Raw genomic sequence first — 211 nt, forward strand, 5'->3', positions numbered from 1 at the left:
CCCCATGATTGAAATCATGGGCTTGAGGTTGGCTATCCTTCCAAAAAAGCGTAGAATATCAATTGAAAGCCTACCTCTTGTAGAGGCACGATTCATCGTGTCTCCAAACCACAAGCAAAAAATGAAAAGTGAAGGATTAAAAATAAAAAACGTCTATACCCGTATCCCCATGATTGAAATCATGGGCTTGAGGTTGGCTATCCTTCCAAAA

The 211-nt window shown here is 40.3% G+C and carries 1 protein-coding gene; it reads left to right on the forward strand.

All coding sequences use genetic code 11. From position 1 onward, the window contains the following. Positions 1 to 211 (forward strand): hypothetical protein (locus ACXAHM_RS26525; protein ID WP_474967091.1); only part of this gene is annotated, 211 nt, incomplete at both ends.

It is taken from the genome of Flammeovirga sp. AWQ4_249, assembly GCF_056161045.1.